At 56.6% G+C, this 12,959-nt stretch carries 9 protein-coding genes and 3 tRNA genes; 4 read left to right on the top strand and 8 right to left on the bottom strand.

Annotated elements, in window-relative coordinates:
- Positions 1–12: 12 nt before the first annotated feature.
- A complete protein-coding gene (gene tsaE, locus UTO39_RS16265; RefSeq protein ID WP_028015250.1) occupies positions 13–474 on the bottom strand; it encodes a tRNA (adenosine(37)-N6)-threonylcarbamoyltransferase complex ATPase subunit type 1 TsaE in 462 nt (153 codons plus the stop codon).
- The gene (gene nnr / locus UTO39_RS16260) at positions 467–1,990 is read right to left on the bottom strand and encodes a bifunctional ADP-dependent NAD(P)H-hydrate dehydratase/NAD(P)H-hydrate epimerase (RefSeq protein WP_320727573.1); all 1,524 of its coding nucleotides are present in this window, start codon (positions 1,988–1,990) and stop codon (positions 467–469) included. The genes tsaE and nnr overlap by 8 nt, the downstream gene beginning before the upstream one ends.
- Between nnr and queG the strand changes: the two genes are divergently transcribed.
- Positions 1,989–3,128, top strand: a complete 1,140-nt coding sequence (queG, locus tag UTO39_RS16255; RefSeq protein WP_061099483.1) for a tRNA epoxyqueuosine(34) reductase QueG — start codon at positions 1,989–1,991, stop codon at positions 3,126–3,128. The two genes, nnr and queG, sit on opposite strands and share 2 nt — an antisense overlap.
- Before the next feature lie 270 nt (positions 3,129–3,398).
- On the opposite strand, the gene UTO39_RS16250 is transcribed toward queG, so the two are convergent.
- The 4 genes from UTO39_RS16250 to orn all read right to left on the bottom strand — a co-directional run bounded on the left by UTO39_RS16250 (position 3,399) and on the right by orn (position 4,561).
- Positions 3,399–3,474 (bottom strand) — tRNA-Gly (locus UTO39_RS16250).
- Positions 3,475–3,631: 157 nt separating this feature from the next.
- Positions 3,632–3,707, bottom strand: a tRNA-Gly gene (locus UTO39_RS16245).
- Between the two features lie 36 nt (positions 3,708–3,743).
- Positions 3,744–3,819 (bottom strand) — tRNA-Gly (locus tag UTO39_RS16240).
- Between the two features lie 196 nt (positions 3,820–4,015).
- Positions 4,016–4,561: an oligoribonuclease gene (gene orn / locus UTO39_RS16235; protein ID WP_028015247.1), complete on the bottom strand. Its 546-nt coding sequence runs from the start codon at positions 4,559–4,561 to the stop codon at positions 4,016–4,018.
- A gap of 107 nt (positions 4,562–4,668) precedes the next feature.
- Between orn and rsgA the strand changes: the two genes are divergently transcribed.
- From rsgA to mscM, 3 genes are all read left to right on the top strand, one after another.
- Complete coding sequence (rsgA, locus tag UTO39_RS16230; protein WP_032644955.1) at positions 4,669–5,721, top strand: small ribosomal subunit biogenesis GTPase RsgA; 1,053 nt, start codon at positions 4,669–4,671, stop codon at positions 5,719–5,721.
- A gap of 97 nt (positions 5,722–5,818) precedes the next feature.
- Positions 5,819–6,787: an archaetidylserine decarboxylase gene (asd, locus tag UTO39_RS16225; protein WP_028015245.1), complete on the top strand. Its 969-nt coding sequence runs from the start codon at positions 5,819–5,821 to the stop codon at positions 6,785–6,787.
- A 19-nt stretch (positions 6,788–6,806) separates the two neighbouring features.
- The gene (mscM, locus tag UTO39_RS16220; protein WP_320727572.1) at positions 6,807–10,130 is read left to right on the top strand and encodes a miniconductance mechanosensitive channel MscM; all 3,324 of its coding nucleotides are present in this window, start codon (positions 6,807–6,809) and stop codon (positions 10,128–10,130) included.
- Positions 10,131–10,185: 55 nt separating this feature from the next.
- Here the strand turns inward: mscM and yjeM are convergent, their stop codons facing one another.
- On the bottom strand, positions 10,186–11,667 hold the full coding sequence (gene yjeM / locus UTO39_RS16215) for a glutamate/gamma-aminobutyrate family transporter YjeM (protein WP_320727571.1): 1,482 nt from the start codon (positions 11,665–11,667) through the stop codon (positions 10,186–10,188).
- Between the two features lie 198 nt (positions 11,668–11,865).
- A complete protein-coding gene (gene epmA, locus UTO39_RS16210) occupies positions 11,866–12,843 on the bottom strand; it encodes an elongation factor P--(R)-beta-lysine ligase (protein WP_061099488.1) in 978 nt (325 codons plus the stop codon).
- Between the last annotated feature and the right edge of the window lie 116 nt (positions 12,844–12,959).

Below are 12,959 nucleotides of genomic sequence, written 5' to 3'. Positions count from 1 at the left end.
TCATCCCTACTCTTAACCAGCGAGACGCGCTAGTAAGGAACACCCTGATGAGGAAACCGCACTGATGCGAGCCTCACGCCCTTGAGCCTGGTAATCTAAGTGAATTTCGACATCCGGGTCAGGCAGCACACCCGCACCTTGTTGCGGCCACTCCACCAGGCAGATGGCGTCGTTGGCAAAATAATCACGGATCCCCATAAATTCCAGCTCCTCAGGATCCGCAAGGCGGTATAAATCAAAGTGGTACACCATTAGATTGTCGAGGGTGTACGGCTCAACCAGCGTATAGGTGGGGCTTTTCACGTTCCCGTTGTGTCCTAACGCCTGCAAAAAACCCCGGCTGAAGGTGGTTTTACCCGCACCTAAATCACCATACAGATAAATGACGGTTGCCCCCTGACAGGCCTGCGCCACGCGCTTGCCGAGATCTAAAGTGGCTTGTTCATCAGGTAAAGGAATCGCTCGATTAGTCATTTTCTACGTCAATCACATCCGGGTTAACAACACGCCGCAGCGTGCAAAAGAGATCGGTGGCCAGCATACCGCGCGTACCCTCTCGTGCAGCAAGCCTGTCAGCCGCCGCGCCGTGGGCCACGCAGCCCGCACAGGCTGCATCATAAAGGGGAAGTTTCTGTCCAAGCAATGCGCCGATGATGCCTGAAAGCACATCGCCCATACCGCCGCTCGCCATGCCCGCATTTCCGGCATCAATAATGCCCTGCGTCTCGTCACTGGCGACAACGGTTCCTGCCCCTTTCAAAACGGCAACACCTCCGTAACGTTTTACCAGACGCTGAGCAGAAAGTAAGCGATCGCTTTCAATTTCTGCCACGCTGCAGTTAAGCAGGCGCGCGGCTTCGCCGGGGTGTGGCGTCAGAATGCGATTGTGACGCTTATCCGGATTTATTGCCAGAAGGTTAAGCGCGTCGGCATCCCACAGCATCGGTTTACGAAAATTCTCGACTTTTTGCAGAGCCTGTTTACCCCATGCCTGTTGCCCAAGCCCGGGACCAATAACCACCACATCCGCCCATTCGAGGCTTTCTTCCAGCGCCTGGGGCGTAAGCTCATGGACCATCAGCTCCGGCCGGGCCGTGATGATTGGCGCAATATTTTCAATGCGAGTGAGGACTCGCACTAATCCGGCACCGCTGCGCAGTGCCGCCTCACCGGTCATGCGAACCGCTCCTGCCGTACCGCGATCGCCACCAATAATTACCAGCCTGCCGTGGTCGCCCTTATGGGAGGTTGGGCGGCGCGGCGGAAGCCACTCTTTTAGCTGCGAGGAATCAAAGCGCGACAGGCGCGTTTCCTGCCCAACGAGCCAGCTCTCCAGCCCCAGCGCGTTATGGTGCAATACGCCGACCACATCCCGCGCTTTTCCGGTTAACAAGCCCGGCTTCAGGGCGATAAAGGTCACGGTGTGCGCAGCCTGAATAACGGCGCCAGGCGTCGCGCCGGTCTGCGCGATCAGGCCAGACGGAATATCCAGCGCGACTACCGGCGCGGAGTGCCCGTTAGCGTGTTTAATAAGCGCGGCGATGTTCTCGCGAGGCGCGCTGCGTAGCCCGGTCCCCAGCAGACCATCAACAATCAGATCAACATCTTCCGGCCAGACGATATCAGGGGCATGAATCACGCCGCCTGCGTTCAGCCATGCCTTCCGCGCCCCATCGGCTTCCTCCGGCAGAGGCTTATCGCTCTCCAGCGCCAGCAGAGTAACGCGCAGACCGGCCGCAACCGCGAGACGCGCAACAACGTAGCCGTCGCCGCCGTTATTGCCGTAACCGCACAAAATCAGCCAGTGAGTGGATTGCGGGTACGCGCTGCGGGCAACGTTAAACGCCGCCTCTCCCGCTCGCTGCATCAGTTCATAAAGGGTAATGCCGAGGCTGTCTGCGGCCTCTTTTTCGGCGCGCCGGAGGTCATCCGCATGCCAGATGGAATGTGGTATACTTGCGGGGTTTTTCTTCACCGTATGGTCCGTCATGTCACAGCCCCTCGATCTCAATGAATTAGCGCAAAAAATAAAACAGTGGGGTGCTGAGCTTGGCTTCCAGAAGGTAGGCATTACCGATACCGACCTCTCTGCCAGCGAGCCAAAACTGCAGGCCTGGCTGGACAAACAATACCACGGCGAAATGGAGTGGATGGCGCGTCACGGCATGATGCGCGCCCGTCCACATGAGCTTTTACCGGGTACGCTTCGCGTCATCAGCGTGCGCATGAACTACCTGCCAGCCAACGCGGCCTTTGCGCGCACGCTAAAAAATCCCTCCCTGGGTTACGTCAGCAGGTACGCCCTGGGACGTGATTACCATAAGCTTCTGCGTAACCGCCTAAAAAAACTTGGAGAAACTATTCAGCAGCACTGTGTTTCGCTGAATTTTAGACCCTTTGTCGATTCCGCGCCTATTCTTGAGCGCCCGATCGCCGAAAAAGCCGGGCTTGGCTGGACAGGTAAGCACTCACTTATCCTTAGCCGCGACGCCGGATCGTTCTTCTTCCTCGGTGAACTGCTGATTGATTTACCCCTGCCAGTAGATGGCCCGGTGGAGGAAGGCTGTGGGCGCTGCGTGGCCTGCATGACTATCTGCCCGACGGGCGCCATCGTTGAGCCGTACACCGTCGATGCGCGCCGCTGTATTTCCTATCTCACCATCGAGCTCGAAGGGGCGATCCCGGAAGAGTTTCGACCGCTTATCGGCAACCGCATCTACGGCTGCGACGACTGCCAGCTGATCTGCCCGTGGAACCGCTATTCACAGCTGACGGACGAGGAAGACTTCAGTCCGCGCAAGGCGCTACATGCCCCGCCGTTGATCGAGCTATTCGCCTGGACCGAGGCCTGGTTCCTGAAGGTGACGGAAGGTTCCGCCATTCGGCGTATCGGCCATCTGCGCTGGCTGCGAAACGTGGCCGTCGCGCTGGGCAATGCCCCGTGGGATGAAGCGAATATTCAGGCGCTCGAAAGCCGTAGAGGTGAGCACCCACTTCTTGATGAACACATAGAATGGGCGATTGCGCAGCAAATCGAGAAGCGAAATGCCTGCGTGGTCGAGGTGCAGCTTCCAAAGAAACAGCGGCTGGTTAGGGTGATCGAAAAAGGGCTTACGCGGGATGCGTGATATATTCACAGCCTGTGAATAAAAATAAAAACTCAAGCGCCATCTGGGCTTGATAAGAGGTCAAGTGATCTCGATAACATTTTGAAATGAAAATTTATCCAAATAATACAGTAGCTTGTGAAGATATTATTCACCCTGCTAACTTTCTGTACAGTTTGGGCAAAGCGCGAATTCTGTGGATAACTCTGTTTACAACAGTATTTCAGATGCAATAGAAAACGTCCCCAGCGCGTCTTTTCGCTGTGGATATTTTAGAGATGAAGAAGAATTTGGAGCGGGAAACGAGACTCGAACTCGCGACCCCGACCTTGGCAAGGTCGTGCTCTACCAACTGAGCTATTCCCGCTTAATCTGTGTCTTTCAAGCTGCCACTGCGTTGGCCGCCTTCACTCACCTTAGTCACTTACTTAAGCAAGCTCCTAAGGATTCGTTCAGTTGCCGCCTTGTTGCAACTCGAAATCCCACGATTTGGTGGTCCGTGCTTTAGAAGCACTTTCAAATTTTGGAGCGGGAAACGAGACTCGAACTCGCGACCCCGACCTTGGCAAGGTCGTGCTCTACCAACTGAGCTATTCCCGCTTGGGCAGTCTGTGCTGTGGAAGCACTTTCAAATTTTGGAGCGGGAAACGAGACTCGAACTCGCGACCCCGACCTTGGCAAGGTCGTGCTCTACCAACTGAGCTATTCCCGCAAATCTGTACTGCTTTTGTTGCTGTCGTAACGTGTAATTCTCTGTCGTTACGGGAGGCGCATTATACGAGAAATCCTTTTAGCTGCAACCCCCCTTAAAGTGATTTTTTCGAAATTCAGTTCAAATGCTTATTTAATCGGCAAGCTGAACAATTTAGCGACAAAAACCCGGCCACGCAAGGCGCCGGATCTCAAAATCACAGCTTAATAAAGTTTTCGCGGTAGTACGCGAGTTCCGCCACGGACTCGCGGATATCGTCCATCGCCTGGTGCGTACCCTGTTTTTTAAAGCCGTCCAGAATTTCAGGTTTCCAGCGACGCGCCAACTCTTTCAGGGTGCTCACATCCAGATAGCGGTAATGAAAGTAGGACTCCAGCTCCGGCATGTACTTAAACAGGAAACGGCGATCCTGACCGATGCTGTTCCCGCAGATCGGCGATTTGCCCGCCGGTACCCACTGCTTCAGAAATTCAAGCGTCGCCAGTTCCGCCTCACGGTCACCCAACGTGCTGGCCTTCACGCGCTCGACAAGGCCGCTGCCGGTATGGGTACGCACGTTCCACTCATCCATCAGCGCTAGCTGGTCGTCTGACTGATGCACCGCAATCGTTGGCCCTTCGGCCAGGATATTCAGGTTGGCATCGGTCACCAGGGTTGCAATCTCAATAATGCGATCGCGCTCAGGATCCAGCCCGGTCATTTCGAGATCGATCCAAATCAGGTTGTTTTCATCCGCGCTCATGTTATTTTCCACCCTTCTCGCATAACCGGCAGTAGCAGGTTAACTAGTATTAATTAGAGTGTATCATAGAGGTTTTGCCCCCTACGGGCGACCAGGAGCCAGTGCGATTGAGTAAAAATAAACTCTCCAAAGGGCAGCAGCGCCGCGTAAATGCCAATCACCAGCGCCGTCTTAAAACCACTTCGGAGAAGGTCGATTACGACGACAACCTGTTTGGCGAACCAACGGAAGGCGTAGTCATCAGCCGTTTCGGTATGCACGCCGACGTGGAATCCGCCGATGGCGAAATCCACCGCTGCAACATCCGCCGAACCATTCGTTCTCTGGTCACCGGCGACCGCGTCGTCTGGCGACCGGGTAAAGAGGCGGCAGAGGGCGTTACGGTAAAAGGTATCGTTGAAGCGGTCCATGAGCGTACGTCCGTATTAACACGTCCCGATTTTTACGACGGGGTGAAGCCGATTGCCGCCAACATTAACCAGATTGTTATCGTATCGGCGATTTTGCCCGAACTTTCGCTCAATATTATCGACCGATATCTCGTCGCCTGCGAAACGCTGCAGGTTGAACCGATTATTGTGCTGAACAAAATCGATCTGCTGGATGACGAAGGCATGGCTTTCGTTAATGAGCAGATGGATATCTATCGCAAGATTGGCTATCGCGTCCTGATGGTCTCCAGCTACACCAAAGATGGCCTGAAACCGCTGGAAGAGGCGCTTACCGATCGCATCAGCATTTTTGCGGGCCAGTCCGGCGTGGGCAAATCGAGCCTGCTGAACAATCTGCTCGGCCTCCAGCAGGAGATCCTCACCAACGATGTGTCTGATGTCTCGGGTCTGGGCCAGCACACCACCACCGCATCACGCCTGTATCACTTCCCGCACGGCGGCGATGTCATCGACTCCCCGGGCGTGCGTGAATTCGGGTTATGGCACCTTGAGCCGGAACAAATCTTTAATGGATTTGTCGAATTCCATGATTATTTAGGCGCTTGCAAATACCGCGACTGTAAACACGATAACGATCCAGGCTGCGCTATCCGCGAAGCGGTGGAGAAAGGTGAGATTGCGGAAACCCGCTTCGAGAATTACCACCGCATTCTTGAGAGCATGGATCAGGTAAAAACGCGTAAAAACTTTTCTGATTCTGATAACTGACAACTAAGCTAAGCATCGCTAAAATCGTCCCCTTTTTTCAGGTTCCGGCGGCTTACCGCCGGATCAGGAACGGCAAAACAATGGCCTGGAGGCTACCTTGTTAAACGCATTTAAACTTTCGCTTCAATACATTCTGCCAAAACTGTGGCTCACTCGCCTGGCGGGCTGGGGCGCAAGCAAACGCGCGGGCTGGCTGACCAAACTGGTCATCGACCTTTTCGTGAAGTATTACAAGGTCGACATGAAAGAAGCGCAGAAGCCGGACACCGCCAGCTACCGCACGTTCAACGAGTTTTTCGTGCGCCCGCTGCGCGACGAAGTGCGCCCGCTGAACACCGATCCTAACGTCCTGGTGATGCCAGCAGACGGCGTGATCAGCCAGTTGGGTAACATCGAAGACGACAAAATCCTGCAAGCGAAAGGCCACAACTACAGTCTGGAAGCGCTGCTGGCGGGCAACTACCTGATGGCGGACCTGTTCCGCAACGGCACCTTTGCCACCACCTATCTGTCACCGCGCGACTACCACCGCGTGCACATGCCGTGTAACGGTATTCTGCGTGAGATGATCTACGTGCCGGGCGATCTGTTCTCCGTGAACCACCTGACCGCGCAAAACGTACCGAACCTGTTTGCCCGTAACGAACGCGTCATCTGCCTGTTCGATACTGAATTCGGCCCTATGGCGCAGATTCTGGTAGGCGCGACCATTGTCGGCAGCATCGAAACCGTCTGGGCTGGCACCATCACTCCGCCGCGTGAAGGCGTGATCAAGCGCTGGACGTGGCCTGCCGGTGAAGAGGAAGGCTCTGTCGCCCTGCTGAAAGGCCAGGAGATGGGTCGCTTCAAGCTGGGCTCTACCGTCATCAACCTGTTTGCGCCGGGCAAAGTGAAGCTGGCTGAACAGCTCGAAAGCCTGTCGGTGACTAAGCTTGGCCAGCCGCTGGCGGTCTCTACCGAAACCTTCGTGACGCCGGACGCAGAGCCTGCTCCGCTGCCGCAAGAAGAGATTGACGCCGAGCACGACGCCAGCCCGCTGGTTGACGACAAAAAAGACGAAGGCTAACAACAGAAGGAACGCTGACGTGCGCCCGATTATCGTTTTACTGATGGCCTGGTGCCTCAGCATGGGGGCGTACGCAGCGACAGCCCCCGACGCCAAACAGATAACCCAGGAGCTGGAGCAGGCGAAAGCGGCCAAACCCGCTCAGCCAGAGACCGTTGAGTCGCTCCAGTCCGCACTGAACGCGCTTGAGGAGCGGAAAGGCTCTCTTGAGCGCGCTCAGCAGTATCAGCAGGTTATCGACAACTTCCCTAAACTCTCGCAAACGCTGCGCGCGCAGCTCGCTAATCTGCGCGATGAGCCGCGTGACGTGCCGGAAGGCATGACCACCGACGCCCTAAATCAGGAAATCCTGCAGGTCAGCAGCCAGCTTCTGGAAAAGAGCCGCCTGGCTCAGCAGGAGCAGGAGCGGGCGCGTGAAATTGCCGACTCCCTCAGCCAGCTTCCGCAGCAGCAAACCGACGCCCGCCGCCAGCTTAACGAAGTGGAACGCCGCGTGGGTACGCAAAGCGGCAACACGCCGCAGGCTCAGGCGCAAAATGTGGGTCTGCAGGCCGAATCTGCTCGTCTGAAAGCCCTTGTGGATGAGCTGGAGCTGGCGCAACTTTCCGCCAACAACCGCCAGGAGCTGGCGCGGATGCGCTCTGAACTCGCTCAGAAGCAGAGCGAGCAGCTGGATGCGTACCTTCAGGCCCTGCGTAATTTGCTTAACAGCCAGCGCCAGCGCGAAGCCGAGCGAGCGCTTGAAAGCACCGAGCTGCTGGCGGAAAACAGCGCCAATCTGCCAGAAGGTATCGTCGATCAGTTCAAGGTCAACCGTGAGCTTTCAGCCGCCCTGAATCAGCAGGCGCAGCGTATGGATCTGGTTGCCTCCCAGCAGCGCCAGGCGACGAATCAAACCCTGCAGGTGCGCCAGGCGCTCAACACCCTGCGCGAGCAGTCCCAGTGGCTCGGGTCATCAAACCTGCTGGGCGAAGCGTTACGCGCCCAGGTCGCGCGCCTGCCGGAAATGCCGAAGCCGCAGCAGCTGGATACCGAGATGGCCCAGCTGCGCGTGCAGCGACTGCACTTTGAAGATCTTCTCAATAAGCAGCCGCAAATTCGCCAGATCCGTCAGGCTGACGGGCAACCTCTGACCAGCGAGCAAAACCGTATTCTGGAAGCCCAGCTGCGCACCCAGCGCGAACTGCTGAACTCCCTGCTGCAGGGCGGGGATACGCTGATTCTGGAACTGACTAAGCTCAAAGTCTCTAACAGCCAGCTGGAAGACGCGCTGAAAGAGGTGAACGAGGCTACGCACCGTTATCTCTTCTGGACGTCCGACGTGCGTCCGATGACCTTCTCGTGGCCAATTGAGATCGTTCAGGATCTGCGCCGCCTGATTTCGCTCGACACCTTCAGCCAGCTCGGACAGGCCAGCGTGATGATGCTGACCAGTAAAGAGACGATTTTCCCGCTGCTGGGCGCGTTGATCCTGGTAGGCTTCAGCATTTACTCGCGCAGACATTTCACCCGCTTCCTGGAACGTTCCAGCGCGCGGGTGGGGAAAGTCACTCAGGATCACTTCTGGCTGACGTTGCGCACCGTGTTCTGGTCGATTCTCGTCGCGTCTCCGCTACCGGTGCTGTGGATGACGCTTGGCTACGGCCTGCGGGAAGCCTGGCCCTATCCGCTCGCGGTCGCCATTGGCGATGGCGTCACCGCCACGGTGCCGCTGCTGTGGGTGGTGATGATTTGCGCGACGTTTGCACGGCCCAACGGCCTTTTCATCGCACACTTTGGCTGGCCGCGTAACCGCGTGGCGCGCGCCATGCGCTACTACCTGATGAGCATCGGGCTGATTGTGCCGCTGATTATGGCGCTGATCATGTTTGATAATCTCAACGACCGGGAGTTCTCAGGCTCGCTGGGCCGCCTCTGCTTTATGCTGATCTGCGGCGCGCTGGCCATCGTCACGCTCAGCCTGAAACGCGCGGGTATACCGCTCTATCTGGATAAATCCGGCAGCGGCGACAACATGTTCAACCGGCTGCTCTGGAACCTGCTGCTGAGCGCTCCTCTGATTGCGATGCTGGCAGCGGCGGTAGGTTACCTGGCAACCTCGCAGGCGCTGCTGGCGCGACTGGAAACGTCGGTGGCGATCTGGTTCCTGCTGCTGGTGGTGTATCACGTGATCCGTCGCGGGATGCTGATCCAGCGCCGCCGTCTGGCCTTTGACCGCGCCAAGCATCGCCGGGCGGAGATCCTCGCTCAGCGTGCCCGTGGCGAGGAAGAGCCAACCCATGTCAACAGCACGGAAGGCACGATGGATGCGGACGAGGTCGAACTGGATCTGGATGCCATCAGTACCCAGTCTCTGCGCCTGGTGCGTTCCCTCCTGATGCTAATTGCCCTTCTGTCGGTGATCTTCCTGTGGTCGGAAATTCATTCCGCGTTTGGCTTCCTGGAAAACATCTCTCTGTGGGACGTGACGTCCACGGTGCAGGGCGTTGAAAGCCTGGAGCCGATCACCTTAGGCGCGGTGCTGATTGCCATTCTGGTGCTGATCATCACCACCCAGCTGGTGCGTAACTTCCCGGCACTGCTGGAGCTGGCGCTGCTGCAGCATCTGGATTTAACCCCCGGCACCGGATACGCCATTACGACCATTACGAAATACCTGATACTGCTGTTTGGCGGGATGGTCGGGTTCTCAATGATGGGTATTGAGTGGTCTAAACTGCAGTGGCTGGTGGCCGCGCTGACGTTTGGCCTTGGCTTTGGCATGCAGGAGATTTTCGCCAACTTTGTATCCGGCCTGATCATCCTGTTTGAAAAGCCGATTCGTATTGGCGATACGGTGACGATCCGCGATCTGACCGGGAGCGTAACGAAGATCAACACCCGCGCCACCACGATCAGCGACTGGGACCGTAAAGAGATCATCGTGCCGAACAAGGCATTTATTACCGAGCAGTTTATCAACTGGTCCCTGTCGGACTCCGTTACGCGTGTGGTGCTGACGGTACCAGCGCCGTCGGATGCCAACAGTGAAGAAGTCACCCAGATCCTCTACACCGCTGCCGAACGCTGTACGCTGGTGCTCGATAACCCCGTACCGGAAGTGTTCCTGGTCGATTTACAGCAGGGGATCCAGATTTTCGAACTGCGTATTTACGCTGCCGAAATGGGGCACCGCATGCCGCTGCGCCATGAGATCCACCAGCTGATTCTGGCGGGCTTCCGCGAGCATGGTATTGATATGCCGTTCCCACCGTTCCAGATGCGTCTGGAGAGCATGGACGGACGTAAGATGGGTAAAACGCTCACGTCGGCGGCAAGATCGCGCCCGGCGGGAAGTCTGTAATCTTTCGCCCCTCCCTTTCGGGAGGGGCATTTTACCGCTACGCCACTTCCGCGACTTACGCTATTGAGCGCCGACGGTAATTCTCATAAATCCCCATCGCCAGCAGCGAGAAGAAGACAGGCCCACCGACCATCCACAGCGCGCTGTTCCAGTCGTTCGCCTCAACCACGGGCTGAATAACGGTAAAGATATTGGCAAACGCCACCACCAGCACCACCACCGTGGTCGCCAGCAGCGTTGCCGCACGGGTTTTGAAGATTACAAACGGACGCTCAAGATCCCGCTTCGCCTTAAAGAACGGGAACGCCAGGGTCAGGAACAGGTACGGCAGCGTCATCGACACGTTCGCCATCAGGGTCAGCTTGTTATAAAACGCAGACGCGGTATCACCGCCAAATGACACCAGCAGAATGAACACGCACACCAGCAGACACTGCATCCACATGGCGTTGGCAGGCATGCCTGCGGTGTTGAGCTGCGTCATGCGCGCTGGCCACAGCGCTTTAGGCGTACCCTGGATGATGGCTTTCAGCGGCGAGTAGATCAGCGTGAAGAACGCGCCGGTATAGGCCAGAAACATCGACAGGCCGGTAATGCGCGCAAACCAGATCCCCATCGTGGCCGATGCTTCCGGCGTCAGGTGCATGGCGTTACCCAGCGTCATCCCCAGGCTTTTCATCAGCACGTAGGTGATGTTCCCGAGGTTGGTGGTGTCGTTACTCAACACCTGCTGCCAGTTAGTGCTGACGCCCCAGAGGAAAATCGCCAGCGAATAGCCGATGGAGATGACGATGGCGGCAAAAATAATCCCTTTGGCAAAGTTCTTTTCCGGGTTCTCGGTCTTATCGACCAGCCCACCGACCGCTTCAATACCGCCGTAGGCAAAAATGGCAAACACCACGAAGGAGAGCATGGCCAGCCCGGACTGATAGCCCGGATTAGGCGATGAAACGAAGTTCACCTCCTGAGCAAAGTGTCCGCCGTTCAGGCACAGAATGGCGATACTCACCAGCAGCAGCACCAGGTTCAGGCACATCACGGAAATACCGCCAACGGCGGTGATACGGGCAATTTTGTTGATGCCTTTTGACGCCACCAGCGTGACCACCACCATCCAGCAGACTGCCAGAATACCGACCACCTGCGTGGAGCTCAGCCCGGCTAAAGACCAGACCTGCGTTTTATCCGCGCCGAAAAGAAACGTGGAGAACGGCACCCAGACTTTGGCCGCCGTGCTGACCATCCAGACGACGTAGGAGGAGAACCACATAAACGTGCCGATAAACGCGTAACGCGGGCCGATGCTGTTGTTCATCCATGAATAGATACCGCCCTCTTCTTTCCGGTAAGCCGAGCCCATCTCCGCCATCATCAGCGCAAACGGGATAAAGAAGAACAGAGCGGACACGATATAAAACGGCGTCGCGCTGTAGCCCATCAGATAGAAGGCCGACGGGCTATTGGCAAAGCCAAAGACTGACGTAAAAATCATCAGGATGAGCCCGGTGAGGGTCATCTTTTTAAGTGAGTGGGACATATCGCCATCCGAAGAGGAATTAAACTGCGCGGATGGTAGCAGATGACCAGACTAATATTGTGGCTATGCGAGGCAATTTAAGAAAAAGCCCTGTGTACAGAGAAAATGGCAGTTTTTAATGTTGCCGATAAGAAATGGAAAGGAATATTGCCACAGATAATCTATGCCGGGTAAGCGACAGCGCCACCCGGCAATTCTTTAGGCGCGATCGACCGTAAACGCAATCACGTCGCCCAGCTGCTCGGCGTCCAGCGCCAGCATGACCAGACGATCAACGCCCAGCGCCACGCCGGAGCAATCCGGCAGACCGGCTTTTAATGCTTCCAGCAAGTTAACATCAATCGGCTGCTGCGGCAGACCCCGCGCGGCGCGCTTGCGGTTATCCTGCTCGAAACGCTGCTGCTGTTCGCGCGCGTCGGTCAGCTCGTGGAAGCCGTTCGCCAGCTCGATGCCTTTGTAGTAGACCTCAAAACGCTCTGCCACGCGGTGATCCTCAGTGCTGATCTGCGCCAGAGACGCCTGGCTTGCCGGGAAGTGATAGACAAACGTTGGGCGATCTTTGCCGATCTGCGGTTCCACGCCGAAGGTGAACAGCAGCTGCAGCAGCGTGTCGCGATCCTCCTCGGTATCCGCCACGTTGCTCAGATCCAGTTTTGCTGCCACTTCACGCAGCTGGGCTTTGTCCGCCGACAGCGGATCGATTTCCAGATGGCGCTGGAAGGCCTGCTGATAGGAGAGCGTTTCGGCTTCTGAGCAGTCCAGTACCTGCTGCAGCAGATCGTCCACCTCATTCATCAGGCGGTACATATCATAGTGCGGGCGGTACCACTCCAGCATGGTGAATTCCGGGTTGTGGTGACGCCCCATTTCTTCATTTCGGAAGCTGCGGCACAGCTGATACACCGGACCACACCCCGCCGCCAGCAGGCGCTTCATGTGATATTCCGGGCTGGTCATCAGATACAGATTCATGCCCTGAGAGTGGCCAGGACCAACAAAACGGGTTTCAAACGGGACCAGATGAATATCCGTTACCGTTGCCTGACTCATGCACGGGGTTTCCACCTCCAGGACGCCGCGGTCGGCAAAGAAACGGCGGATCTCCGTCATAATTGCGGCGCGTTTTAACAGATTTGGGATGGATGCGCTCGGCTGCCAGGTGGCCGTTTCGCTCATGAGTATTTCTCCGATTTCAGACAAGGGCACGAAGTCTACTCGTTAGCAGGGGCAGAGACAAATTTTGCGCAGTAAAAATGCGCATTTCATTTAGGTGGATTATTCCGTGATGCAAT

Source organism: Enterobacter sp. 118C5 (assembly GCF_034107645.1).
Taxonomy (GTDB): domain Bacteria; phylum Pseudomonadota; class Gammaproteobacteria; order Enterobacterales; family Enterobacteriaceae; genus Enterobacter; species Enterobacter nematophilus.
This window is presented reverse-complemented; position numbering and strand designations above follow the sequence as displayed.